This is a genomic window from Paenibacillus woosongensis, assembly GCF_009725165.1.
In the GTDB taxonomy this organism is placed as follows: domain Bacteria; phylum Bacillota; class Bacilli; order Paenibacillales; family Paenibacillaceae; genus Fontibacillus; species Fontibacillus woosongensis.
This window is the reverse complement of sequence record NZ_WNZW01000002.1, coordinates 61,295-87,255: the sequence shown is the minus strand read 5'-3', so window position 1 is coordinate 87,255 and position 25,961 is coordinate 61,295. Positions and strand designations below refer to the sequence as shown.

29 protein-coding genes are annotated in these 25,961 nt (G+C 51.8%); all 29 read left to right on the top strand.

The features are described 5' to 3' along the window. Positions 1-18: 18 nt before the first annotated feature. The 29 genes from GNP95_RS06830 to GNP95_RS06695 all read left to right on the top strand — a co-directional run bounded on the left by GNP95_RS06830 (position 19) and on the right by GNP95_RS06695 (position 25,944). Complete coding sequence (locus GNP95_RS06830; protein WP_155610132.1) at positions 19-1,131, top strand: sugar ABC transporter substrate-binding protein; 1,113 nt, start codon at positions 19-21, stop codon at positions 1,129-1,131. 117 nt (positions 1,132-1,248) lie between these two features. After that, on the top strand, positions 1,249-2,739 hold the full coding sequence (locus GNP95_RS06825; protein ID WP_155610804.1) for a sugar ABC transporter ATP-binding protein: 1,491 nt from the start codon (positions 1,249-1,251) through the stop codon (positions 2,737-2,739). Between the two features lie 11 nt (positions 2,740-2,750). Then, entirely contained in the window at positions 2,751-3,722 is a 972-nt protein-coding gene (locus GNP95_RS06820; protein WP_155610803.1) for an ABC transporter permease, read from the top strand. 183 nt (positions 3,723-3,905) lie between these two features. Then, positions 3,906-4,178 carry an HU family DNA-binding protein gene (locus GNP95_RS06815; protein ID WP_055107762.1) on the top strand — a complete coding sequence of 91 codons (273 nt, stop codon included), beginning with the start codon at positions 3,906-3,908 and terminating at the stop codon, positions 4,176-4,178. 120 nt (positions 4,179-4,298) lie between these two features. Next, positions 4,299-4,559 (top strand): trp RNA-binding attenuation protein MtrB, encoded by a 261-nt coding sequence (gene mtrB / locus GNP95_RS06810; RefSeq protein WP_155610131.1) that lies wholly within the window; start codon positions 4,299-4,301, stop codon positions 4,557-4,559. A 102-nt stretch (positions 4,560-4,661) separates the two neighbouring features. Continuing rightward, complete coding sequence (locus tag GNP95_RS06805; protein WP_155610130.1) at positions 4,662-5,207, top strand: hypothetical protein; 546 nt, start codon at positions 4,662-4,664, stop codon at positions 5,205-5,207. Positions 5,208-5,389: 182 nt separating this feature from the next. Then, positions 5,390-6,232, top strand: coding sequence for a heptaprenyl diphosphate synthase component 1 (locus tag GNP95_RS06800; RefSeq protein WP_230873721.1), 843 nt, complete (start codon positions 5,390-5,392; stop codon positions 6,230-6,232). Between the two features lie 14 nt (positions 6,233-6,246). Next, positions 6,247-6,972, top strand: a complete 726-nt coding sequence (locus tag GNP95_RS06795) for a demethylmenaquinone methyltransferase (protein ID WP_155610128.1) — start codon at positions 6,247-6,249, stop codon at positions 6,970-6,972. Continuing rightward, positions 6,965-7,837: a UbiA-like polyprenyltransferase gene (locus GNP95_RS06790; protein WP_155610127.1), complete on the top strand. Its 873-nt coding sequence runs from the start codon at positions 6,965-6,967 to the stop codon at positions 7,835-7,837. Before GNP95_RS06795 ends, GNP95_RS06790 begins: the two co-directional genes overlap by 8 nt. Further along, positions 7,837-8,466, top strand: a complete 630-nt coding sequence (locus tag GNP95_RS06785) for a UbiX family flavin prenyltransferase (protein WP_155610126.1) — start codon at positions 7,837-7,839, stop codon at positions 8,464-8,466. Before GNP95_RS06790 ends, GNP95_RS06785 begins: the two co-directional genes overlap by 1 nt. Next, positions 8,447-9,313 (top strand): menaquinone biosynthetic enzyme MqnA/MqnD family protein, encoded by an 867-nt coding sequence (locus tag GNP95_RS06780; protein WP_155610125.1) that lies wholly within the window; start codon positions 8,447-8,449, stop codon positions 9,311-9,313. Before GNP95_RS06785 ends, GNP95_RS06780 begins: the two co-directional genes overlap by 20 nt. Then, a complete protein-coding gene (locus GNP95_RS06775; RefSeq protein WP_155610124.1) occupies positions 9,310-10,284 on the top strand; it encodes a polyprenyl synthetase family protein in 975 nt (324 codons plus the stop codon). The genes GNP95_RS06780 and GNP95_RS06775 overlap by 4 nt, the downstream gene beginning before the upstream one ends. A gap of 141 nt (positions 10,285-10,425) precedes the next feature. Beyond that, positions 10,426-10,869, top strand: coding sequence for a nucleoside-diphosphate kinase (ndk, locus tag GNP95_RS06770; protein WP_155610123.1), 444 nt, complete (start codon positions 10,426-10,428; stop codon positions 10,867-10,869). Then, positions 10,860-11,690, top strand: coding sequence for a CheR family methyltransferase (locus tag GNP95_RS06765; RefSeq protein WP_155610122.1), 831 nt, complete (start codon positions 10,860-10,862; stop codon positions 11,688-11,690). The genes ndk and GNP95_RS06765 overlap by 10 nt, the downstream gene beginning before the upstream one ends. Before the next feature lie 59 nt (positions 11,691-11,749). Beyond that, positions 11,750-11,920 carry a hypothetical protein gene (locus GNP95_RS25700; RefSeq protein WP_196427103.1) on the top strand — a complete coding sequence of 57 codons (171 nt, stop codon included), beginning with the start codon at positions 11,750-11,752 and terminating at the stop codon, positions 11,918-11,920. 190 nt (positions 11,921-12,110) lie between these two features. Continuing rightward, complete coding sequence (aroB, locus tag GNP95_RS06760) at positions 12,111-13,214, top strand: 3-dehydroquinate synthase (protein WP_155610121.1); 1,104 nt, start codon at positions 12,111-12,113, stop codon at positions 13,212-13,214. Continuing rightward, entirely contained in the window at positions 13,207-13,581 is a 375-nt protein-coding gene (gene aroH, locus GNP95_RS06755; protein WP_155610120.1) for a chorismate mutase, read from the top strand. The genes aroB and aroH overlap by 8 nt, the downstream gene beginning before the upstream one ends. A 400-nt stretch (positions 13,582-13,981) precedes the next feature. Beyond that, positions 13,982-15,535 (top strand): anthranilate synthase component I, encoded by a 1,554-nt coding sequence (gene trpE, locus GNP95_RS06750; RefSeq protein WP_155610802.1) that lies wholly within the window; start codon positions 13,982-13,984, stop codon positions 15,533-15,535. A gap of 24 nt (positions 15,536-15,559) precedes the next feature. Beyond that, positions 15,560-16,600: an anthranilate phosphoribosyltransferase gene (gene trpD, locus GNP95_RS06745; RefSeq protein WP_155610119.1), complete on the top strand. Its 1,041-nt coding sequence runs from the start codon at positions 15,560-15,562 to the stop codon at positions 16,598-16,600. Continuing rightward, entirely contained in the window at positions 16,590-17,393 is an 804-nt protein-coding gene (gene trpC / locus GNP95_RS06740) for an indole-3-glycerol phosphate synthase TrpC (protein WP_155610118.1), read from the top strand. The genes trpD and trpC overlap by 11 nt, the downstream gene beginning before the upstream one ends. A 31-nt stretch (positions 17,394-17,424) precedes the next feature. Then, a complete protein-coding gene (locus GNP95_RS06735) occupies positions 17,425-18,093 on the top strand; it encodes a phosphoribosylanthranilate isomerase (RefSeq protein WP_155610801.1) in 669 nt (222 codons plus the stop codon). Then, a complete protein-coding gene (gene trpB, locus GNP95_RS06730) occupies positions 18,090-19,289 on the top strand; it encodes a tryptophan synthase subunit beta (protein ID WP_155610117.1) in 1,200 nt (399 codons plus the stop codon). The genes GNP95_RS06735 and trpB overlap by 4 nt, the downstream gene beginning before the upstream one ends. Beyond that, on the top strand, positions 19,286-20,110 hold the full coding sequence (trpA, locus tag GNP95_RS06725; RefSeq protein WP_155610116.1) for a tryptophan synthase subunit alpha: 825 nt from the start codon (positions 19,286-19,288) through the stop codon (positions 20,108-20,110). The genes trpB and trpA overlap by 4 nt, the downstream gene beginning before the upstream one ends. Before the next feature lie 34 nt (positions 20,111-20,144). Further along, complete coding sequence (gene hisC, locus GNP95_RS06720) at positions 20,145-21,242, top strand: histidinol-phosphate transaminase (protein ID WP_155610115.1); 1,098 nt, start codon at positions 20,145-20,147, stop codon at positions 21,240-21,242. A gap of 52 nt (positions 21,243-21,294) precedes the next feature. Continuing rightward, positions 21,295-22,395: a prephenate dehydrogenase gene (locus tag GNP95_RS06715; protein ID WP_155610114.1), complete on the top strand. Its 1,101-nt coding sequence runs from the start codon at positions 21,295-21,297 to the stop codon at positions 22,393-22,395. A 447-nt stretch (positions 22,396-22,842) separates the two neighbouring features. Then, complete coding sequence (locus tag GNP95_RS06710) at positions 22,843-23,436, top strand: RNA polymerase sigma factor (protein ID WP_155610113.1); 594 nt, start codon at positions 22,843-22,845, stop codon at positions 23,434-23,436. Then, positions 23,433-24,035: an anti-sigma factor gene (locus GNP95_RS06705; RefSeq protein ID WP_155610112.1), complete on the top strand. Its 603-nt coding sequence runs from the start codon at positions 23,433-23,435 to the stop codon at positions 24,033-24,035. The genes GNP95_RS06710 and GNP95_RS06705 overlap by 4 nt, the downstream gene beginning before the upstream one ends. 126 nt (positions 24,036-24,161) lie before the next feature. Then, on the top strand, positions 24,162-24,764 hold the full coding sequence (locus tag GNP95_RS06700; protein ID WP_155610800.1) for a histidine phosphatase family protein: 603 nt from the start codon (positions 24,162-24,164) through the stop codon (positions 24,762-24,764). A gap of 91 nt (positions 24,765-24,855) precedes the next feature. Beyond that, positions 24,856-25,944, top strand: coding sequence for a hypothetical protein (locus GNP95_RS06695; protein ID WP_155610111.1), 1,089 nt, complete (start codon positions 24,856-24,858; stop codon positions 25,942-25,944). Positions 25,945-25,961 lie beyond the last annotated feature (17 nt).

Sequence of the window (25,961 nt, the reverse complement as noted above, 5' to 3'; positions counted from 1 at the left end):
CCTAGAGGGGGAGAAACCATGAAAAAAATCACGTTTGGGCAAAAAACATGGACGACGGCGCTAATTCTACTGCTCGTTCTCGTCGTCAGTGCGTGCGGCATCAAGAAGGAGCCAGCACCGGCTTCGGGGGCGGAATCTCAGCCAGCGGCAGAGCAGGGCAGCGGGGCGATAGATGTGAGCGGCAAGGAGCTTGCGGGCAAGAAGGTAGCGCTGGTCATGGAATTCAATACGGGTACGTTCTCGCAGCAATATGTTCAGGGCGTAACGGAAGAAGTGAAGAAATTCGGCGGGGAGCTTACTACGTTCGTCGCGGAAAATGATAAGGCGAAAATGTCCTCGCTGCTCGAATCTGCAGTGAATCAAAATTTTGATATTATTTTGACAGATCACGGCGCAGCCGAGTTTTTGGAGCCTGGCATCAAGAAAGCGGTAGAGAAAGGAATCGCCGTAGTTGTATTTGATGCGACGGTAGAAGTACCTGGCGTAACCGTATTGTCCCAGGACGATCAGAGCATGGCTGCATTGTCGCTGGAGCAGCTGAAGCAGGACTCGGGCGGCAAGGGCAATATCGTCAAGGTTTGGGTGGCCGGATTCGCACCTATGGAACGCCGTGATATTGAATACCAGAAGTTTTTGGCGGACAACCCGGAAATGAAGGAAATCGCCAGCTTCGGAACGGCGTCCAATCCGGCGCTCGACTCGCAAACCCAGATGGAAGCCGTTCTAAAAAGATATCCAAAGGGCGAAATTACAGCAGTATGGGCTGCTTGGGATGAGTTCGCCAAAGGTGCGGCCAGAGCGATTCAGCTTGCGGGCCGGGATGAAATCAAAGTATACGGCATCGATTTAAGCGACGAGGACTTGCAGATTATTCAGGACCCGGAGAGCCCGTGGGTCGCTTCCGCCGCGGTGGACCCGAAAGATATCGGCCGGGTACAGGTCAGATACGCTTACCAGAAGCTGCACGGCGATGAAACGGAGGATAACGTCGTTCTGAAGGCGGTGCTCGTCGCGCGGGATGCCCTGCCTGATCAGCAGGTATCCACGGATGACCTGTCCGAGTATGTTGAGGGCTGGGGCGGCTCCAAGCAAGGAATTCAAGAGTGGATGAAAGAGTATGGCGTAGAGTAGGAGCTAGGGCTGTAAAATGCGAAAGGCGCGCCGGAGGGCGCGCTTTTTTGAATAAGGGAGTGCTGCTAATTGGCGACATCGGCAATAAAGAGAACGAAAGAACAGTATGTGCTGCAGATGAAAGGAATTACAAAGTCGTTCGCTGGCATTCCGGCTCTCCGCGGCGTCGATTTTGGCTTAAGAGGCGGGGAGGTGCATGCGCTGCTCGGTGCGAACGGGGCAGGCAAGAGCACGTTGATGAAAATTTTGGCAGGGGCCTACGAATCCGATGAAGGGACAATGCTGCTGGACGGAGGGACCGTCAAGCATAAATCGCCTGCAGATGCGAAGCGGCTCGGCATTCATTGCGTCTATCAGGAGGTAGACGCCAGTCTCGTTCCCCAACTTACGGTCGCGGAGAACGTTATGCTGGATGCGATTGGAGCCTCGGACGGCGAGGCGTGGATCAATCCTAGGCGCCAGGCGCAAGAGGCGGAGCAAATACTGACATCGCTTCAAGTAGATATTCCTGTCAAGAGAAAGGTCGCCGATTTAACTATTGCTGAGAAGCAGATGGTACTGCTCGCACGGATCGTCAGGCAGGATGCGAAGGTCATCATTTTCGACGAGCCTACAGCTCCGCTTAGCGGGTCGGAGGCGGATACTTTTTTTCGCATATTAAGCGAGCTCAAACATCGGGGGACGGCATGCGTCTTTATAACTCACCGTTTGCCCGAGGTGATGGAGCATGCTGATTATGTCACGGTGATGCGGGACGGAACAAAGGTGCATTCCGGACCGGTCGGCGCTTTGAGCATGGAGGAGCTGGTCGCGCAAATACTGGGGAAGAGCTTTGCGGAGGAGTTTCCCAAAGTTCCTGCCGAGATTGGCGACATCGTTCTAAACGTTAACGGGCTGCGTCAGGGCCGCAAGGTCAAAGGCGTCGATCTAACGGTGCGCAGCGGGCAAATCGTGGCCGTCGTCGGCCTGGTTGGCGCCGGCAAGACGGAAATCGCCCGGATGCTTGCCGGGGCGGACCGTCCGGACGGCGGGGAGATTTGCATGGGAGGCCGCAGAATGCTGTTCAAGCAGCCGGCGGATGCCATTGCCGCGGGTATCGTCAGCGTACCCGAAGAGCGGCGCAAGCAGGGAATTGTCATGGAGGAGTCTGTGGAGCGCAATATCAGCCTGCCCCTGCTCAATCGGATCAGCCGTTTCAGCTTTATTTCCGGAAACCGGGAGCGGAGCCTAGCTGAGCGCACAATTTCCTCGCTGGGCATAAAGACCGCTTCGTCCAAGCTGCCCGTGAAATATTTGAGCGGAGGAAACCAGCAGAAGGTGGCTATCGGCAAATGGCTGGAGAAAGAAGCGGATATTATTCTGTTCGATGAGCCAACCAAAGGGGTCGACATCGGGGCGAAGAGCGATATTTTTCGTATTATTGGACAATTGGCGGCTGCGGGGAAAGGCGTGCTGTATTTGACGAGCGAACTTGATGAAGGGCTGGGGATCGGGGACGTGATTGCCGTACTGTATGACGGCAGAATTGCGGCTGTACTGCCGCGCAGCGAGGCGACCCTGGAGAAGATTATGTACTTTGCAAGCGGTGGACGGGAGGAAGAATTGTGAAAGACAGATTGATGAATGTCACGTTCCGGTATGGAACGATAACGGTCGTATTGGCGGTGATCGCCTTTTTCTCGATCAGACTGCCTTACTTTTTCACTTACAGCAATTTAAGCGACATTCTGAATTCGATCGCAATCGTGACCTTTGTAGCGATTGGCGTTACGCTGTCGCTGGCCGTAGATGGCTTTGATTTATCCGTAGGATCAACGGTTTCGCTAACTACAGTCGTTTCGGCTTCGCTGATGATCTGGTATCAGATGCCCCTGTATGTAGTGATTATTTTTCCGCTATTAATCGGGGCTTTGATCGGTCTCTTGAATGCTTTTCTAATCATCAAAATGAGAATTCCAGATTTGCTGGCGACCTTGGCCATGATGTATATCGTCGCGGGAATCCAGAAAACGTACGCTCAAGGGTATACGATTTACAACAATATGCAGTTCCCGGACGGAAGCAAAGCGGCGGGCAAAATGGATAAAACCTTCCTGCTGCTGGGACAGGGGGAATTCCTCGGAATTCCGATCAGCGTCATTCTGCTAATCTTTTTCGTGATCGTCGTTCATCTGTTTCTGACCCGGACCAAATATGGCCGGCAAATCTATATCACCGGGGGCAACGAGGAAGCGGCAAGACTGTCGGGGATCAAGGTGAAAAAAGTGCGGATGTTCGCCTACATGGCGTCCGGCGTATTTGCGGCCATTGGCGGACTGCTCTTCGCTTCGCGGGTTGGTTCGGGACAAATCGACGCCGGGGCTCCTCTGCTGATGGAGGCAGTTGCCGCCACTTTTGTCGGTTTTTCCGTCTTCGGTGCGGGCAAACCGAACATTATCGGTACTTTTATTGGCTCGGTGCTCATCGGCGTACTCGTTAACGGACTGACCATGATGAACGTCCAATATTTCGCGCATGACATCGTGAAGGGCTCGGTACTAGTGCTTGCTTTGTCGATCACATTTTATGTTTTGAACCGGTCTAGGACTTAAAAAACTTGAAATTCTAGATGGGCTGTATTACTATAAGTTTGTTCCGCGCCTTTGACGGCTGCGGCCAAATGAACTTTTGCTGGGCAAATATCCAGTAATAATGTAGAATAACGTATATTCTGCGGTAAAACGGAAACACAGAATATCAGAGTGATGTATTTTTGAACGGGGAGGTGAGTTTTGATGAATAAATCCGATTTGGTGAACCAAGTAGCCGAGAGCACGGAGCTTTCCAAGAAAGACGCAGCTAAAGCGGTTGACGCTGTATTTGAGGCGATTTCCACGGCGCTGCAAAACGGCGACAAAGTACAACTGGTTGGTTTTGGCAACTTTGAAGTTCGCGAACGTTCCGCCCGTAAAGGACGCAACCCGCAAACAGGAGAGGAAATCGAAATCCCTGCGAGCAAAATTCCTGCATTCAAACCAGGTAAAGCGCTCAAAGACGGAATTAAATAAAGATTTCTACATATCTTCTCTGGTAAAAAGTCCGTGGGCGCTTGTTCACGGCCTTTTCTTTTAAGGGACGGATGGATGTAGTTCTTCAGTGTATTTATCCGATGGGAGGAATCGCACAGGATGGATCAGCACAATCAGAGTGCCGGCAGCGGGGAAGAGCGAAACGTAAATAACGGCGATTATTTCGTCGTGAAGGCGAAGGAGCAGGGCGTGCAGGTCATCGGGCTTACCCGTGGCAAGGACACGCGCTTCCATCATACGGAGAAGCTGGACAAGGGCGAGGTGCTCATCGCCCAATTTACCGACCATACGTCGGCGGTGAAAATTAGAGGTAAAGCTGTCGTTATGACCAAGCACGGCAGAATCGATACGGAAGAATGATTTTGATTTTGCAGGCATAGCCTGCTTTTTTTAATTGTACAATGGGGTATAGACCAAATAGGGCAGAATATAACCAGGTCAAAAACCAAGGGAGAATGCCTCATGAAGCATACCACCATTATTGTACAGGCGCTGCTGATTTCGATGGGCTGTGCCGTCTTGTTGGCAGCCGTTTCTTGGCTCAGCGGGGAGGCAGGCAAGGGCGTCCCGGCCAATGCTGCTCTGCTCGACAAGCATGAGCAGCCTGTGGAGCTGAATCATGATAACCTAGTCGATGAGCTGATCGCCTGGGAGCTGCTTGTCCCCGTTGCTAAGGTCGAGTTGAGCGGAAGTGTGTTGTCGCTTGATTTCAGGATTACGGAAGGCGCCGAACAACCGGACAGACTATACCAAGGACTTGCTCAAGCCATTGATCGCGCCTTTGCAGATACGAGCAACGTGCATCGTCTGCTGGTGCGGTTCATCGCGGAGGACAGGTGGCTCGGAAATAAATACTTGCTGCTGGCTGCGGATGTGCGCCGGGGGGAGTGGCCCAAGGATGCCCTTGAGGAGTTACGGACCCGGGGCAACCGGGAATTAAGCCATGAGCTGAAACGCTGGTTCAGGGTTACGGAAACAAGTCTGTGGAAGACGATGATCCGCAAGTAACCCGCAGGCCTGCGAAGACTTATATTTTATTGCGAAATAAGCGCCGTATCTTGTGCGCGGCGAAATAACATATGCTATAATAGACAGGATTGTGACATCTCTTTGAATTAACCATCATTCAGAAGAGATTGTCAGTATTAGCGGCTCGGAGGCAGAGGATGAAACCTTATCGCATAACTGAAATGGCACATAAATATGTCGGATACGACATGATTACCAACCACACGGCGCTTCCGGAATATCCGGTTGCCCGTGTTCGTTTGCTTTATATGTTTCTAAACATCCGTGACAGCAGCAAAATTCGGGCGCATGAGACCTCCGCACTGGCGGCATTTCTCGTTCAGCTCGGGCTCGACACGCATGACATGATCGATGTCGACTCGACCTGCAAGGAGGAGCGGAGCATGCGATCCCGCCAGCTTAAGGTACTGGCGGGCGATTATTTCAGCAGCTTGTTCTATGAGCTGCTCGCGAAGGCGGGACAAATCGAACAGGTGTCTTCCATGAGCACGGCGATTTGCGAAGTCAACCGGCTGAAGGTTGGGCTCTACAACAAGCTGAAGAAGCTTCTGCCGACGGAGGAATATTTGAAGGAGTGCACACAAATCAAGATGGGCTTGTTCCAATCGTTCTCCCATCTGATGGACAAGCCGCTGCAAAATCTGTGGAGATTGCTGCTGGCTGAGCTTAGCCGCTGCGAGGTCGTGCTTGCTGAAATGAAGGCCAGCAGCATGCTGCCGGAGGAACGCCGAGGCTTTGCTTATTTGCGGATTATGGAAACGGGTACGGCCGAGGACAAGGAAGCCATTTCGCGGCGCAAGGTCGACCGGCGGGAGTGGTCTTCGCTTCTGGCCAAATATGACGTGAACGAGCAGCTCGTTCACAAGCTGCATCAATCCGTAGAGCGGGTTCAAGCGCTCGTTCAGGAACTAAAGGGGGACAAGGAGCAGTCCGAGCTGGCTGCGATTGTCGAACCGTTTCGTACCGCACTATCAACGCAGCGGCGTGCAATGCAGGAAGGGTAAGGTGAGAGACGAGTATGAGTAATTCTACATCTGAACCAAAGGAGCAGTTTGTCCATGCGGTATTTGAGAATATAGCTCCCAAATACGATATCATGAACGATATTATCAGCTTCAGGCGGCATAAAGCATGGCGCAAGTTTACGATGGCAAAGATGAACATGTCGCCGGGGGATACGGCAATCGATCTTTGCTGCGGTACCTGCGATTGGACCATCAGCATGGCCGAGGCCAGCGGGGGACAAATAACTGGCCTGGATTTCAGCGAGAATATGCTGCAGTTCGGCCGCCGCAAGGTGAATGAACGCGGGCTGAGCGATCGCATTTCGCTTGTGCAGGGCAATGCGATGAATCTTCCTTTTGAGGATAATACCTTTCAATATGCCACGATCGGCTTTGGCTTGCGCAACGTGCCCGACCTGCATCAGGTGCTTCGCGAAATGCAGCGGGTAGTCAAGCCCGGAGGCATGGTTGTCTGCCTGGAAATGTCCAAGCCGACCTGGCAGCCGTTTAAGGGAATTTATTATTTTTATTTCCAGAGGGTGATGCCGCTGCTTGGCAAGCTGTTCGCCAAACGCTATGAGCAGTACAAATGGCTGCCTAATTCGCTTGTCGCTTTTCCAGGAAGGGACGAGCTGGCTCAGATTTTCCGTGAAATCGGCCTGCAAAAGGTCGAAGCGTATCCTTTAACGGGTGGAGTCGCCGCCTTACATATCGGAACAAAGGAGACGCCTCATGTTTAGAAAAGCTATTATTTTTTTACAGATGATTAAATTTGAACATACCGTTTTTGCCCTTCCATTTGCCTTTATGGGCTCATTGCTCGGCTCCGTGATGATTCAACAGACATTTCCGTCATGGGGGCAGATCGGCTGGGTGCTGCTGGCGATGTTCGGTGCAAGAAGTGCTGCGATGGGGCTTAACCGGCTCATCGACCGGGTAAGCGACAAGAAGAACCCCCGAACGGCGAATCGGGCGATTCCTGCCGGGCTCCTCAAGATCGGGGAAGTCGTCATTTTTATTATCGTGTCGTTTGCCCTATTGTTCTGGGCTGCAGCCAAGCTGGATCCGCTGGCTATGAAGCTGCTGCCGATTGCCGTCGTCATGCTGGTGCTGTACTCCTATACGAAGCGATTTACCTGGCTCTGCCATGTCGTGCTGGGCTTGACGATCGCGCTGGCTCCGCTTGGCGGCTGGGTTGCTGTGACAGGCAAGGTGGATTTGACCGCTATGATCCTGTTTGCTACCGTAACGTTTTGGGTGGCAGGCTTCGATATCGTCTATTCTTGTCAGGACGTCGAGTTTGACAAGACGGAGGGACTCCATTCTATCCCGGTGCGATTCGGGGTGGCGGCTTCACTGAAGATTGCCCAGGCGTTTCATATCATCACCGCTGTAGGCTTTATTGCTCTGCTGCTGCTCAGCGATCTTGGCTGGTGGTACATCGCCGGAATGATTATCGCCTATTTGATTTTATTCTACGAGCACTACATCGTTTCGCCAGGCGATCTCAGCCGGTTGCAGACATCCTTCTTCCTGATGAACGGCGTCCTCAGCATCGTGGTATTCTCGTTCACCTTGATTGATTTGGTGGTGCGGCACTATTGATGGGCAGCAGCACTGAGAGACGGAAAGGGATGGTCGTCGGCATAACGGGTGCCAGCGGCTCGATTTATGGCGTGAAATTGGTACAGTCCCTGCTGCAGCTGGGATTTGATGTGCATCTTGTCATTACGAATGCAGGCTGGCGGGTCATCAAAGAGGAGCTCGGCTGGAATACATCGAACCGTGAAGCGGTCCTGCAAGAGCACTTTGCGGGTTTCTCGGGGCAGTACATTTATCATCCGATCGCCGATATCGGCGCAACGATCGCTAGTGGTTCTTATTTGGTAGACGGCATGGTCGTCATGCCGTGTTCGATGGGGACTCTCTCCGGAATCGCCCACGGTGCGTCGGATAATTTGCTGACCCGTGCGGCGGACGTGATGCTGAAAGAAGGACGGCCGCTCATTCTAGTTCCGCGTGAAACGCCGCTGCATGCGATTCATCTGGAGAACATGCTGAAGCTGGCCAAGCTTGGAGTCCGGATCGTTCCGGCCATGCCAGCATTTTATTTCGGCCCGCAGAATATCGATGACCTGGTCTCTTTCTTGGTTGGTAAAGTACTAGACAGCTTGAGAATTGAACATAATCTGTTTACCAGATGGGGGGAGCAACTTGAAGAACAGGAACAATGACGACGTCTTGATTGGACGGATTAAGTACAGCAACGTCTGGCCTGTATTTCATTATTTCGATATCAATATGCTGCCCGGCAGCCCTCGTCTCGTAACGGAGGTGCCTTCGCTGCTGAACCGGGGCATGCTAAGCGGATCGCTTGATATCGCGCCGGTATCCTCGTTTGCCTTCGGGCTGGGCTGGGAACGGTTCTGGCTGCTTCCGGGACTGTCTGTTAGCTCGGACGGCCCCGTGAACTCTATTCTTTTATTCTCCAGGAAACCCCCGCAGGAGATCCGTAATGGCGTCATTGCTTTGACCAATACGTCTGCGACCTCAGTTAATCTGCTGAAGATTATTATGGAGAAAGCCTACGGCGGCAAGCCGACCTACTGGGACAGCGAGCCGAATCTGGACGTGATGATGGAGAGCAGCGATGCGGCTCTGCTGATCGGTGACCACGCGATTGAAGCGTCTTGGCGGGATCATAATTATATCGTGACGGATTTAGGGGAAGTCTGGAAAAGATGGACGGGGTACGGAATGACCTTTGCGGTGTGGGCCGTGCAGAAGTCTTTTGCGGAGGAGCATCCAGTATTTCTCTCGCGCGTATGTTCTGCTTTCGAAGAAAGCAAGTGCCGCAGCCTGAGCGATTTAAGTCCCCTCATGGATCAGGCGTGCCGGGAAATCGGCGGGACGCCCCAGTACTGGCGGCATTATTTTAACAATTTATGTTATGATTTTAACGAAGAACAGCAGGCTGGATTAGCTTTGTATTTCGCTTATGCTCGCGAGCTCGGCCTTCTAGAGCACGAGGTAAGCTTGAACATATGGAGCGATAATACGTTGATACGGGTGAAAGAATGAAACTAATGGATATTTTCGGTACATTGAAGAAAGACATGGACTTCATCGAACGGCAGTTGTACCGGAGCGTCGAGGGCGATGAGGAGTTGCTGAACGAAACCTCGCTCCATCTCCTGAAGGCAGGAGGCAAACGGCTGCGCCCGATCTTCGTGCTGCTGGGCGGCAAGTTTGGCACGTACGATCTGGAGCGGCTGCAGTATGTCGCCGTACCGCTCGAGCTGATCCACTCGGCATCGCTCGTACACGACGATGTGATCGACGACGCGGGAACACGGCGGGGCAAGCCGACGGTCAAGGCGAAGTGGGACAATAAAATCGCAATGTATACGGGCGATTACATTTATGCCAAAGCTTTGATGCTGGCTACCCAGCTGTCTGACCCTGAGGTGCACCAGATTTTGTCCAAAGCGATGGTGCAAATGTCGATCGGGGAAATGGAGCAAATTCGCGATTTCTTCAATACCGGACAGTCGGTTCGCCATTACCTGCTGCGTATCCGGCGCAAAACCGCCCTGTTGATTGCGATCAGCTGTCAGCTTGGCGCAGTGGCTTCGGGAGCCGATGCGAGGGCGAGTTCGCTTCTGTACCGCTACGGCTATAATATCGGCATGGCTTTCCAGATTCGCGATGATCTGCTTGATTTATGCGGTACGGAGAAGAGCATCGGCAAGCCGCCAGGCAGTGACATGCGTCAGGGCAATATTACCCTGCCGGTTATTTATACGCTCCAAGACCCGGAGCTTAGCAGGCCGCTGCTTCAGGCCATCGAAGGGATACGCAGCGCGGATGGAAGCGAGCATATCTCGGAGGCGATCAATATTATCAAATCGGGCTCAGGTATTGCGCAGGCCGAGCGGCTGGCGGAGACTTTTACCGATAAGGCGCTGGCGGCGCTTGATCAGCTTCCGGAGAGCAAGGCTAGAACCCATTTGAAGGAGATTGCTTTATTCATCAATAAACGTTCCTATTAGGAGGATGCACCTTCTTTAGGAGCGTGATTTTTATGGTACCCTTATTCCCTGATTTCTGGTAAAATACGCTGTAGTCGTAGCTTAAAAGAATGCACTATATCATCGTAGTATTCAATGTGACAACATTAGGGGAGGTAAACCATGGAACGGACATTTTTGATGGTTAAGCCAGATGGGGTTCAGCGTGGTTTGGTAGGAAGAATCGTTAGCCGGTTTGAAGACAAAGGATTGAAACTGATTTCCGGCAAGCTCGTACACGTGACGGAAGAGCAGGCGAAGCGTCACTATGCCGAGCATGAGGGCAAGCCCTTTTTTGACAGCTTGGTGCGCTTCATTACGTCTGGTCCGGTATTCGCAATGGTCTGGCAGGGCGATGATGTCATTGCATTGTCCCGAATGGTTATCGGTAAAACTCAGGTGACTGAGGCTTTGCCGGGCACGATCCGCGGGGATTTCGCAGCCCACACGCCATTTAATCTTATCCATGGTTCTGACGGTTTGGAGAGCGCAGAACGGGAAATCGCCAACTTTTTCGAGCCTCATGAAATACTAAACTACTCCAGAAGCATTGATCCATGGATATGAAAGAGTTGATTTCCAATCAGATTCGCTCCGGCCAAGACGGAATACCCGATCCGGATTATGAGGGCTTTATCCGTAATGTCAAACAACTGACAGGGATTGATTTGGCGCAGTATAAAGAGGCTCAGATGAAACGGCGCTTAACGACGCTGCGAAACAAGAATGGATATTCGACCTTCGCGTCTTTTTTCTCGGCGATGACGAACGATAAACCGTTATTCTATGAATTTTTAGATAAAATGACGATCAATGTGTCCGAGTTCTGGAGAAATCCCAATCGTTGGGAGACGCTGCGGGATACCGTACTGCCCGCTCTGGCGGCAGGGAAGTCCCGGCTGCGTGTATGGAGCGCGGCCTGCTCCACCGGAGAAGAACCGTATACGCTAGCTATGATTCTGAACGACTATGGCCTGCTGCAAAATACATACCTGTTGGCAACCGACATTGATGACGGCGCGCTCGGGAAGGCTAACGAGGGACTTTATCTGGAACGGTCGCTGAAGGATGTGCCGCCCGATGTGGCTGGGCGGTATTTCACCCCCGAGGGCGTGATGTACCGCATCGAGCCCAAGCTGAAGAAGGCGGTTACTTTCAAGAAGCAGAATTTGCTGCTCGATGATTTCGAGGAAGGCTTCGACCTGATTGTTTGCCGCAACGTCATGATCTATTTCACGGAAGAAGCGAAGCAGAGACTTTATCACCGCTTTGCCCAGGCGCTTCGTCCAGGCGGCATCCTTTTTGTGGGCAGTACGGAGCAAATATTCTCTCCGGGCAATTATGGTTTGGAAGCTTCGGAAACTTTTTTCTACCGCAAAAAAGATTGATGTATATTCATGCGAGTCTTGCCCGATACTTGAAATATCCAATGTCGTGGAGGTTAGTCATGGATAAGAGAAAAGTGATCGATGCTTATCGCAGAGGGTTCCTGACGCCGCAGGAATGCGCGCAAGTACTTGGCGTGGAACGCGGCCAATTAAACGGGCTTCTTGATTTGCCAGCGGATTCGCTGCGCATCATTGCTGCTTCGGCGAACAATCGTCCGGCCTCAAGCTAGTCGGTAGTAGAGACGATCCAGACGCACCGTAGTTGCTGCTTCAAGCAGCAGCGGCGGTGCGTCTTTTTAAGCATAGAAGGGCATAACGCTTCCTTGTCAAAAGGAAAGCACATATACTATAATTAGCAAAGATATGTTCGGATTTTAGCTCTTTACAGTTTAGCAGTTTTAAAGGGGGAACGCATCATAAATGAGGACGTTAACGGTAGATTTAGGGGATCGTTCGTATCCTATTTATATTGGTGAAGGCATGCTGAGCAAGTCTGGAGAGTATTTTCTGCAGCATCAACTGACGACGAAGAGTCCAGTGCTGATTGTCTCCGACGAGAATATCGCTCCGAAATACCTGCAGACCGTCGTAAATTCGCTGCAAGCGAGCGGATACCAAACCGTTAGTTCGGTCGTGAAGGCCGGCGAGAAATCAAAATCGCTGGACGTCTTCGAAGAGGTGATGACTGCGGCGATCGAGGGAGGTCTTGACCGCAAATCGACCGTGGTTGCCTTGGGCGGCGGAGTCGTCGGGGATTTGGCCGGTTTTGTAGCAGCTTCCTTTATGCGCGGGGTGCATTTCGTGCAGATGCCAACAACGATTCTGGCCCATGATAGCAGCGTTGGCGGCAAAGTGGCTGTCAATCACCGTCTGGCCAAGAATATGATCGGCGCATTCCATCAGCCGGCCATGGTGCTTTATGATGTAGACACACTGCAGAGCTTGCCAGAACGGGACGTTCGCTCAGGCCTATCCGAAATGATCAAGCATGGTTTGATCTGGGATGAACAATTTGCTTACTGGTGCCGGGATAACGCCGATCGGCTGCTCGCGCTGGACCGCGAAGCGCTCACTTACGGGCTGACGGAGGGATGTTCTGTTAAAGCCAAGGTCGTGTCATCCGATGAGACGGAGCAAGGTTTGCGTGCGATCCTAAACCTGGGTCATACGATTGGTCATGCGCTGGAGGCTATCGGCGGTTACGGCGAGTTTCTGCATGGCGAGGCGATATCGATAGGCATGGCCGCGGCTGCCCAGCTTGCTGTCAACAGGGGCAGGGATCGTTCCATTTACGAGGAGACGACGGCCCTGCTCGCCAAGTTCGGCTTGCCGACGACGATTCCCGGGCATTTGAATGATGAGGAGATCATTTCCGCGATGCTCCATGATAAGAAATTCAAAGAAAACCAAATCGTCTTCATCTTACCTGTCCGAATTGGAGAGGTTGAAATTGTATCCGACATGACGTTGGATGAAGTGCGACAAGTCATCAAACAATTGAAAGGGGAAGGGCAGCATGTATAATCGGGGGATTCGGGGAGCCACAACAGTTACCCGTAATGAGGAGGCGGAAATTTTACAGGAAACGGCTGTGCTCCTGAAAGAAATCGTCGCTCGTAACGAAATCGAGCCAGAGGACATTTGCAGCGTATGGATAACAGTGACGGCAGATTTGGATGCTACATTTCCTGCACGGGCCATCCGTGTGCTAAAGGGATGGGAGCTCGTGCCCCTTATGTGCTCGACGGAAATTCCGGTCAAAGGCAGCTTGCCGATGTGCATCCGCTTGTTGATCCAAGTGAATACGAACAAGAGCCAGCGCGAAATGAAACATGTGTACTTGAATGAAGCGAAGAGCCTGCGTCCAGATCTCGCGGCATCCGGCTCCTAGGATAAATTGCGCCGGGTGGTTGCCATGGAACATGGAATCATGTATTATTAATAACAGAATTTAGTTTTGATCGTGTGTTTTGAGCTGAGTAGAGCTTTAGATGAGCAGAGTTGAGCTGAGTAGCAGTACCTTGAGTGCAGATATAGAAACATGGAGTCGTGAAATCGAATATCAGATAATGATAGACGCTGGGGGACGTCCCTGGTTTGTCGTTAGCTAAGATATGGAACTTCCTTCGATGACTCTTTATTTCTTATATTTCTTCGGGTATTTGCGTAGCAGTATAATACTTGCGAGTCTATTCAAACCTCTACTTCGGTAGAGGTTTTTTTATTTGAACAGCAAAGCTCGAAGCATCGCATTGAAGCGCCATAATGTTGAGGAAAAGGAAGTGAAGGACATGATAACCACGCATGTAGAAGAGGTAATCAAACTGGCTAAGCAATACAATTTAATCCCCATAGTACGTCCACTGCTGGCTGACATGGAGACGCCGATCCGTATTTTTCGCCGGGTTGCCCAGCGGGAGCAGGCATTTTTGCTGGAAAGTGTAGAGGGAGGAATTCAATGGGCCAGATATTCCTTCATCGGAACTGATCCTTTCATGATGGTCAAGGCGAAGAAGGGCAAGGTGGTCATTGAGCGAGCAGGCGAACAGTCAGAGCTGCCCGGTAAGCCGCTGGAAGAGCTGAAGGCGATCCTGCGAAAATACCGCAGCCCGAAGCTGCCGGAACTGCCGCCGTTTACGGGCGGGGCAATCGGATTTTTTGGATACGATCTGCTGCAATATTACGAGAAGCTCCCGGCCCATCAAGTTGACGATATGAATATGCAGGATATTCAATTTATGTTCTGCGACCGGGTGATCGTATTCGATCACGTCAAACAGCACATATTGCTCGTAGCCAATGTCCATGTCCAGGAGGGCGATAGCGACGAAGATATTCGCCGCACCTATGGGCAGGCGCAGCAGGCGCTGGATGAAATGGCGGATTTACTGCTGGATGAAGGGCCGGGCGAACGCTTGAACCACAGACCGGTTCCCGGGGACGTCGAGCTGGGAGAAATCCAGTCGAATATGACCAAGCAGCAGTACCTCGATATGGTGGTGAGAGGCAAAGAATATATCCGTGCCGGGGATATTTTCCAAGTAGTGCTGTCCCAGCGCTTTCACATCGAGACGGCGGTCGATCCGCTTCACGTTTACCGGGTGCTGCGTACGATGAATCCGTCTCCATATATGTATTATTTGAAAATGGGTGATGAGATTATCGTCGGCACTTCCCCGGAGGCACTGGTAAAGGTTGAGGGCGACCGAGTGGAGACGCGGCCTATCGCTGGAACGCGGCCAAGGGGAGCGACACCAGAGGAAGACGCGGCCCTGGAGGCGGATTTGCTGCAGGACGAGAAGGAGCGTGCCGAGCATGTGATGCTCGTAGATCTTGGTCGTAACGATCTCGGGCGCGTATCCGAATTCGGTACTGTAAAATGCGAAAATTACATGGACATCGAGCGCTATTCCCATGTCATGCACATGGTATCCAAGGTGTCAGGCAAGCTGCGGAGCGACAAGGATTTCTTCGATGCCTTTATCTCCTGCCTACCGGCAGGAACGGTGTCAGGGGCTCCGAAGCTGCGGGCGATGGAGATCATCGCCGAATTGGAAAGGGAAGCCCGGGGCACCTATGCCGGAGCGATCGGGTACCTCGGTTTTTCCGGCAATATGGACTCCTGCATTACCATTCGGACGATTGTGTTCAAGAATGGCAAAGCTTATGTGCAGGCCGGGGGCGGGGTTGTCTGGGATTCGCTGCCGGAGAATGAATATCAGGAATCGATGAACAAAGCGAAGGCCCTGCTGAAGGCGATTCGGACAGCAGAAGCAATGTTCCCGACAGAATCGGGCGACGAAGCGGTCATTAACCAGGATTATTTGTATGAATATACCCCTTAAATATAGGATGAGGAGGAAGGGACTATGAGCGGACAGGAAATGCTGCAATCGGTGCTTAACCGTTTGATACAAGGTCAGAATTTGAAGCGGGAGGAAGCCCGCGAGGTCATGGAAATGCTGATGAACGGCGAAATGACGCATGCCCAGATCGGAGGGCTTCTGATGGCTCTTCGGATTAAAGGAGAGACGGTTGACGAGATCGCCGGGTTTGCCGAAGTGATGCGCAGCCACGCCAACCGGCTGCAAACGGAAACGAAGCAGCTGTTGGATACGTGCGGTACCGGCGGTTCGGGAATACACAAATTCAACATCTCGACGACTTCAGCCATTGTGGCTTCGTCGGTGTCCGTCCGCGTTGCCAAACACGGTAACCGATCGGCTTCGGGCCGTGCCGGGAGCGCGGATGTGCTGGAGGCGCTTGGGGTTAACATTCATCTTAGCGCGGATCAGGCCAAGCATTGCCTTGACGATATCGGCATCTGCTTCCTCTTCGCCCAGCTGTATCACCCGTCGATGAAATATGCGGCTGCCCCGCGCAAGGAATTGGGGGTACGCACTATATTCAATATGCTTGGCCCGCTGACGAATCCGGCGGGAGCGGACCGCCAGGTGCTGGGCATTTATGATCGGGAGAAGACGGAGACTGTCGCTGAAGTATTAAGGGAGCTTGGGCTGAAGCGTGCGCTTGTCGTGACGAGCCATGAAGGCCTGGATGAAATCAGCATTTCTTCCGCGACACGCATCTCGGAATTAAGAAACGGAAACGTAACGACTTATGATGTGCATCCGAGCGATCTAGGCCTGGGAACATACCCGCTCAGCGAAATGATGGGCGGGGATCCGGCTGTCAATGCAGCTATCATCCGCCGTGTGCTGCAGGGGGAGAAGGGCGCATACCGGGATGTCGTGCTGGCCAATGCCGGAGCGTGCATTTATGTGTCCGGCCTTGCAGACAGCATTCGCGAAGGCGTTGCCATCGCAGCGGAATCGATTGATTCGGGCAAAGCGTATGGTAAACTGGAGGAGCTTATTAAAACGACGGAGGCACTGAGCTATGTATCTTGATAAAATTGTGGAAACGAAACGGCAGGAGGTCGCCGCGCTCGCGGCGCATTTTTCAATAAACGAAGCGGAGCGGCTTATTGCGGACATGGGTCCGACCCGAGGCTTTCACCGGGCATTGGCGGAAGGACGCAACAGGGAGATGGGCTTGATCGCCGAAGTGAAAAAGGCCTCTCCATCCAAAGGGCTGATTCGTGCGGATTTTCATCCGGTAGAAATTGCCCGCAGCTATGAGGCGGCCGGAGCAGACTGCATTTCCGTACTTACGGACGAGACATACTTCCAAGGGAGCGGTGATTATTTGCAGGCGATCCGCGAGGCCGTCAAGCTGCCGCTGCTGCGCAAAGATTTTATTATTGATGAGCGGCAGATTTTTGAAGCCAGGCTGCTTGGGGCGGATGCGGTACTGCTGATCGCGGCCATTTTAGACGATGTCCAGCTTCGGGATTATTTGCAGGCAGCGTCTTCGCTTGGCCTGGATTCCTTGGTGGAAGTCCATGACCGTACTGAGCTCGAGCGCGTACTCAGTCTAAATACGGCTAAGCTGATCGGGATCAACAACCGTAATTTGAAGACCTTTGAGACGACACTTCAGGTGACCGCTGACTTGGCGAAGCAGGTACCTGCGGATATTACGCTTATAAGTGAGAGCGGCATTCAAACGCCAGAGGATATTTCATTTTTGGCGGGCTGCGGCGCCAAAGGCGTTCTCATCGGGGAAACGTTCATGCGCCATGAGGACGTGCAGCAGGCCGTTGTCAACGTCATGGGCTCGGCATGCCGGGCTGGACAATAATTATGGCCAGTAGAAGGGAGCCCTATGCATGATGAGCAGCACTGCGGTAAAAATTTGTGGACTTCAATCCGTTGAAGTGCTAAAATCTATGGTACACTTACCTATAGATTATATTGGTTTTGTATTCGCCAAGAGCAAGCGCCAGGTCAGCGGGGCTCAGGCTGCCGAGTTAATTCCCATACTTCAGGAATGGATCACGGGGACGGCGCCGGCCAGCGTCGGCGTGTTCGTTAATCCGACTTTACCGGAGCTTTCGCGAATATTAGCGGAGGCTCCTCTCGATATTATTCAGCTTCACGGTTCGGAGACGCCAGAATTTTGCAGGGAAGTGAAGCAGGCGTTCGGGGTGAAAATATTTAAGGCGCTTTCGGTGAAAGATGACGGCTCGATTCATCATGAGCAGCCTTTGGCTGGCTATGAAGGCGTCATTGACGGCTTGCTGCTGGATACGTATGACCCGCTCTATGGCGGTGGGTCAGGCAAGACCTTCGCTTGGGAGCGCGCGGAGCCATATAAGACTTGGGCCAACCGGCATGAAATAGAGTTCCTTGCTGCGGGCGGCCTTCATCCCGGCAATGTGGAGGAGCTAATCGGCTGCCTAAACCCTGACGGGGTTGACGTTTCCAGCGGCGTTGAGACAGACGGAGTAAAAGATATAAATAAAATTATAGCATTCGTGGAGAGGGTGAAAGGGAAATGACGCAAGTACCTGACGAACAGGGGCGCTTTGGTCCCTTTGGCGGCCGATATGTGCCGGAGACTTTAATGAACGCGCTCATCGAACTGGAGGAATCTTATCGGAAATACGAGGATGACCCCGAATTTCTCGAGGATATCCGCTATTTGCTGAAGCAGTATTCAGGCAGGGAAACTCCGCTTTATTATGCCCAGCGTCTGACAGAGCATTTGGGCGGAGCCAAAATATATTTGAAGCGTGAAGACTTGAACCATACCGGAGCCCATAAAATTAATAACGCCATCGGGCAAGCCTTGCTGGCTAAACGGATGGGTAAGAATAAGGTAATCGCCGAGACTGGGGCGGGGCAGCATGGCGTAGCGACAGCGACGGTGGCTGCTTTGCTTGGGCTGGAATGCAAGGTGTTCATGGGTGAGGAGGATACGAAGCGCCAGCAGCTTAACGTATTCCGCATGAAGCTGCTCGGAGCCGAGGTGGTGCCCGTGCTGTCCGGTACGCGGACGTTGAAGGATGCCTGCAACGAAGCGCTGCGCTACTGGGTAGCTAACGTTCAGGACACGTTCTACATTCTCGGATCGGCTACGGGTCCGCATCCTTATCCGATGATGGTACGGAATTTTCAGCGGGTTATCGGCGATGAGACGCGCCGGCAAATCCTTGAAGCCGAAGGGCGGCTTCCGGATATGCTTGTCGCAGCAGTAGGCGGCGGCAGCAATGCGATCGGCATGTTCTACCCGTTCGTGGAGGATACGTCCGTTCAATTGATTGGCGTGGAGGCGGCTGGCCGAGGAGTGGACACCGAGTATCACGCCGCAACGATGACGAAGGGGACGAGAGGGGTATTCCAAGGCTCCATGAGCTACCTCTTGCAGGATGAACATGGACAGGTGCTGCCTGCGCATTCTATCTCGGCAGGCCTTGATTACCCCGGCGTGGGCCCGGAGCATTCTTATTTGAAGGATATCCAGCGAGCGAAGTATGTACCGATTACCGATGCTGAGGCGCTCGATGCGCTCGGGCTTCTCAGCCGGACTGAAGGCATTATTCCCGCGCTGGAATCTGCCCATGCTGTAGCCCAGGTTGTGAAGCTGGCGCCATCGATGAGTAAGGATGAGATTATCGTCATCTGTCTATCGGGGCGTGGAGATAAAGACGTTGAGTCGATTATGGCTTACACGGAAGGAGCGAAGCAATCATGAATGCAGCAGCGGCAACCAATGCACTAGATCTTACTTTTGAGCGGCTTAAGGCCGAGGGAAAAACGGCGCTGATGCCTTTTATCACGGTTGGCGACCCGGATCCGGCTGCGACTGTGGACATCCTTGTCGCCCTGCAGGAAGCAGGAGCTGACATTGTAGAGCTTGGCGTTCCTTATTCGGATCCCCTTGCCGACGGACCGGTCATTCAACGCGCTTCCGAGCGGGCTCTTGTACATCACATCACGATTGACACATGTCTCGATACGGCAAGGAAGGCTAAGGAACGCGGCGTGACGATGCCATTCGTATTGTTTACTTACTACAATCCGGCCCTGCAGATCGGATTGGATCGTTTTTTCTCCAAGCTGCAGGAGGCGGAAATCAGCGGATTGATCATCCCTGACTTGCCTTTTGAAGAATCGGCAGAGGTGCTCGCTCTTGCGGATGCGGCTAATATACGGCTAGTGCCGCTTGTTGCGCCAACTTCCAACGACCGCATCGCACGCATTATGTCTTCGGCCCGCGGCTTTATTTACTGTGTATCATCGGTAGGTGTGACGGGGGAAAGATCGTCCTTCTTCGAAGGAGTCGAGCAGTTTATCAGTTCCGTCAAGGAACAGACGGAATTGCCTGTGGCGATCGGCTTTGGCATATCAAGCAGCGAGCAGGTGCGCCGCTTCTCGGAAATTTGCGATGGGGTGGTCATCGGCAGCGCGATCGTACGTAAAATTGAGGAATCCATTCCTCTGTTGCAAGATCCAGAAACAAAATCACAAGGCTTATTGCAAATCCGCGACTTTGTGGCACAATTAAAATCATAGTTTTTATTAGTTTTTATTGAAGGAGGAACTTCTGATGCTGCCCAAATCCCGAATAGTTAATCTTCCTGTGTACCAGCCAGGCAAGCCTGCTGAGGAAGTGAAGAAGGAACTAGGCCTGGAGGAAGTTATTAAACTGGCCTCCAATGAAAATCCATATGGCTGCTCTCCACGCGTTCGCGCGGCGATTGAAGCAGAACTGGCTAATATTACCCAGTACCCTGACGGCAGCTCTGCGGAATTGACCGAGGTGCTTGCACAGCATCTTGGGGTCAGCAGGGAGCAGATCATTTTCGGCTGCGGTTCCGATGAAGTCATCGCCTTGATCTGCCGTGCATTCCTGCTGCCAGGGGACGAAACGGTCATGGCTGATCAGACCTTCTCCGTGTACGACACGAATTCACGCATCGAAGGGGCGACGATTATCGAAGTTCCGCTGCAGGACGGCACGCATGACCTTGAAGGCATGCTCGCTAAGGTGGGGGAGAAGACCAAGATTGTCTGGATTTGCAACCCGAATAACCCGACGGGCACCATCGTCACGGACGATGCCCTCAGATCGTTCCTTGACCGGGTGCCCGCCCATGTTCTTGTCGTGCTTGACGAGGCGTATGCCGAATATGTGACCGATGCTTCCTACACGGACGGAATCAGCCTGCTTGGCAAATATTCTAATGTGATCGTCCTGCGGACTTTCTCCAAAATCTACGGCCTCGCATCTTTGCGGATCGGCTACGGCGTTGGACAGCCGGAGGTGATTCAGCTGATCAACCGCGTTCGCGAGCCGTTCAATACGTCCCGCTTTGGTCAAGCAGCTGCCAAGGCCTCTATTGCAGATCTTGATTTTGTGAAGGAATGCCGGGAAAAAAATGCTGAAGGGGTCCGTTATTTGAGCGCGGAGTTTGAGCGGCTTGGATTGGCCTATTTTCCGGCCCATGGCAATTTCATGCTGGTTCAGGTCAAACGGCCGGGAGGGGAAGTGTTTCAGGAATTGATGAAGCTGGGCATTATTATTCGTTCCGGCTTCGGCAAGTATCCGGACTACATTCGCGTGACCGTAGGAACCAAAGAGCAGAACGTGAAGTTTATCGCCGCTCTGGAGCAGGTCCTAGAGAAAGACCAGGTACAGGTATAGTTCCTGTAGGAGCGCGTCTTAAATCCAAATCGTAGAAATCGAGTGAGAATTCATGCCAATTAAAGTAGCAATATTCGGAGTAGGATTGATTGGCGGTTCGCTGGCGCTTTGCCTGAGAGGCAAGCCCGGCTTAACCGTCATTGGGCACAGCCATCGTCCCGAATCCCAACAAAGAATTATGGATCGCGGCGTCGTTGACGCCGTGACTTTATCTATGGAAGAAGCGGCGTGCGACGCCGACTTCATTTTTTTGTGTGTACCCGTCGGCAGTTTGGAGCCGTATCTGCGGAAACTCAGCGAGCTGCCGCTTAAGCAGGGATGTATCATTACGGATGTCGGCAGCACAAAAGCTTCGGTAGCCGCCTGCGCGGCGATGCTAAGCCGTCCGGGCGTACATTTCATTGGCGGCCATCCGATGGCCGGGTCGGAGCGTTCCGGCGTTGAGGCTGCCTCCTCGCTGTTATTCGAGAATGCGTATTATGTGTTGACTCCTTCAGAGGATGTTCCGGAGGATTCCTACCGGAAGCTGGAGGAACTGTTGTCCTATACCAAAGCGCAAATTGTCCGGGTAGACCCGGTGCTGCATGATGAAATTGTCGGGGCTATCAGCCATCTGCCGCATATTATTGCGGTAGCGCTCGTCAATCAAATTCGCACCTATAACAACACGGACGCTGACGGCTTGTACCGATTGCTTGCCGCTGGCGGATTTCGCGATATTACGCGAATCGCTTCAAGCGATCCGGTTATTTGGCGTGATATTTTACTGAGTAACCGGGATATTCTCCTAACTTTGCTTAAGGACTGGAACCGCGAAATCGATGGGTTTATTCATTTACTGGAATCGCGGGACGGGGAGGGCATCGAGACCGCGTTCGCCACCGCTAACCAATTCCGCAGCGAGCTTCCAGAGCGGCGTAAAGGCGCAATTACTTCACTGTACGATATTTATATCGATGTGCCGGATCACCCGGGAATTATCGGTCAAATCGCGACGCAGCTCGGCGACCAGCATATTAACCTGAGCAACATGCAGATTATCGAGAGCCGGGAGGACGTCCCTGGGGTCATGCGCTTATCCTTCCGCCAAGAGTCGGAAATGGAACGGGCAAAGCAGCATTTGCAGTCTTTAAATTACAAGGTGTATGTGTAGGCGGCATAGGTGCATTGCACCTTTTGCCAAATGTAAATGAAAGCGATTAAAAAATAGTGTTGACAGAATGAAAACGTATACAATATAATAGAACTACAGTATGGTTTCTCTCCACTCCTATCCAATAACTGTTGCTCTAAATTGAGCAGTGGCCACTTTACGAAGTGGCCTTTTTTTTTGCGTTTTAAATAATTGTCAAATTTAAGCAACCTTTTTCCTGCTGATTTCGTTTAGAATGTAGTTGGCGGTTACATAGCATTATTTTTCTTATTAAGAATCTATGGTATAATATTCAAGGATTGTACGAACACCTGCTAATTCAGCAATAATTTGGTTTATAAAAAAATATGGCTTGAAGACCGCAACTTTTTGAATCCTGTTCGGTAATAATGAAGAGAGAGTCGAACGGGAAGAAGCACATGGATGGGCGAGGAGGATCGCACTCAAATGACGGATTCCCAAATGATTCGTGAAATTAAGGAAGGCAATACGGAGCTGTATTCGGAATTGATGCGGAGATACCAGCGTAAGATATTGGCCTTTATCTATCACATGTTGAAGAGCGCTCATATGGAGCTGCTCGCAGAAGATTTATGCTCGGAAACGTTCTATAAAGCATTTCGGAGTCTGAACTCCTTCCGCGAAGTGGATGCATCATTCTCAACCTGGCTGTATACGATCGCCAGAAATACGGTGCTAAGTGAGCTGCGCAAGCAGCGCGCAGGCAGCGTCCCGCTGGAAGAGAGCGGTATTGTACCGGTGGCGCCTAACGAACTTGCACCGGAGCAAGCGATATTGCGCAGCGAGAAGGTTGAATTGGTGCGTGAAGCGATTAATAACCTTCCGGAGAAGCAGAGGTCGGCGCTTATCCTTCGCGAGTACGACCAACTGGATTATCAAGAGATCGCAGGTGTGCTGGGTCAAAGCGTAAGCGCAGTGAAATCTCTGTTATTCCGTGCACGCAGCAGCGTGAAAAGTCAGCTTGAACCCTACTTTTATGAACAGATTTACGAGCCGTATGAAGGGATGAAAAGCAGATGAATTGTAGAGAGGCCCAAGAGCTGTTCGGATTAATTTCCGACTTGCCGGATCATGATCCCCAGCGTAAAATGCTGGAATGGCATATTTTGGGCTGCGAATACTGTGCGGCTGAATACTCCTTATGGCAGGATAGTATAGAAATGATTCATGAACTGCCAGTGGAGTTGTCAGCAGATGAGGCGGAGCGGGTGAACCGCAAAGTCATGGATCGCATCTATGCGGAATCACCTTGGCTCGCACCTGGCGGCGAGCATAGCAAAGTTACCAATCGGATTAGACGGCGCGTATCCATTTGGTCCGCCTGTTTCCTGGCAGTATTCTTGTGCAGCTTCCTCGTATTCCTGATCGGTGGATACGGCCAGAGCAATGATTCGATCAAACCGGCTACAGGTGTGCTTAAGCCCGTTGTTATCACTGAGGATATGGCCTCCTCGGCGGAGCTCCCGATATTTGACTTGTCGAACGTTTCGCGAGGGATTGTAGAGCCCTTTGTCATGCAAATGGGACCTGCCTATCCGCAATATTGGATGGTTCTGTCGATGGCAGGTATGCTGCTGGCGCTCATATCCTACAGCGGCATACGCCGGGCAAGGAGATAATTCAATAACAGTTCAAGCGCTTCTTCACCTATTTGCGGGAAGAAGCGCTTGTTTTTAAAGGCAATAATATATTATAGTACTGTTCAAATGAATAAAATATCGAAGCAAATTACGCGGAGGTTCAGCATGATTGTCGGATTAATTCGTCATGGACTAACAGATTGGAATGCAGCGGGGAAAATCCAAGGCCAAAGCGATATCCCGCTCAACGACGAGGGGCGCAGACAAGCTCTGATGCTTGCCGAGAGGCTTCAACGCGAGAGCGGTGAACTCCCATGGGACTTTATTATTACGAGTGGATTATCGCGCGCTCAAGAGACAGGCGCAATCATTGCCGAAATTTTGCAAATCCCGGTATACGACCCCGATTCCAGATTAATGGAGCGGGCATTCGGCCAAATCGAGGGCTTGACCTCGGAGGAGAGGGAGACCCTTTGGGGTAAAGATTGGTACATGCTGGACTTGGGCCAGGAGAAGGAGGATGACATCCGGCGTCGAGCCCTCGAATTTATGGAAGAGCTAGGCGAGCGTTATCCGGATAAGCGCATCCTTGTCATTTCACATGGGGCATTGTTGGCCCAGTTATATACTGCGTTATATGATAATAAGTACACAGAACGGATTGGCAACTTGTCGCTCACGATTCTGGAGAAGAAGGATCAAGATTGGTACATGCTGCTTTATAATTGTACGAAGCATCTTACAGAAAATTTGAAGGATTCGAAATAACCCGCATAGCCGCGGGTTATTTTTTTTGTGAATACGGAATAAAAGCTGCAAATTTTCCCATAATGGTAGTAAAACAGCGAGGCGGTAAAATATGGACTTGGCGGATATGCTCACTTTTGCCGATATCGGACAGCTTAGCAGAATAGCGGATCATTACCAATGTGATTGCAACGGAAACTCTAAGAACGATCTGATTCAGTCGATTTTACAGACGGTCGGGCGCAGGGAGTTTATCGAGCAGCATCTTGATCAATTGAGTTTGGAAGATTTGCGATTTCTGAATAGGCTGCTATTTGACGGAAGACGCCAGTTCAGCTTGGAAGAATTGATCGCCTGTGCTCAGCAATCGCGTTTCACGCAGGATGCCAAAGAGCGCGAGAGCCCCAGGGATGTCATCACTAGATTCAGGCAGCGTGGATGGCTGTTTAACGGTTCAACCGCAAGCACAAAGTACTTGTTCGAAGTTCCCGAGGACCTGAAGCGGCGTTTCAGAGCATCTCTGGAGTCGCGGTTTAAATCGGCCGTCACACCAGCGGGTGCGGAACCGACCGTCTACAGGGAGGAGTATGATTTGCTTCCGAAGGATTTAAGAGAGCTGCTGGATTACGTTTATCACCACGAAATACCGCTGAATGCCGAAGGCGTCATGTACAGAAGAAATCAGATGCAGCTTCTGGATAAACTTCACGTGGCCGAGCCCCTGGTCGGCAAGGGCTGGAGGTTTGGCTATGGGCGAAGGTTCAAGGATTATCCGAACCGCCTGGCGCTGCTCTACGACTATGCCTATCACATGAAATGGATAAGGGAGGAAGGCGGATTATTGGTCCTGACGGCTAACGGCAGTGCGTTCCTTGCGGAAAACAAGCAAGAACCGATGATACAGTTTGTTAGCTTTTGGTTAAGACTTTATAAAGGGCCTATCCCTAACTTGCTCTCTCTGATCTACTGGATAGAGCGCTGCTCCAGTGAATGGGTAACAGCAGTTTCGCTGTTCGCGCAAATGAAGCTTTTGATCAAGCCGTTTTATTACGATACTCCGGAGTCCATTTTCGAAGAACGCATTTTGCACATGATGCTGCATCTGGGTATGCTGCGAATCGGCGAAGGAGAAACGCGTGAAAGATTTGTGCAGACGACACCTTTCGGGAAACACTGCGTTCATCAGCTGATAAAGCGCTAATTGCATCGGATAGAGGT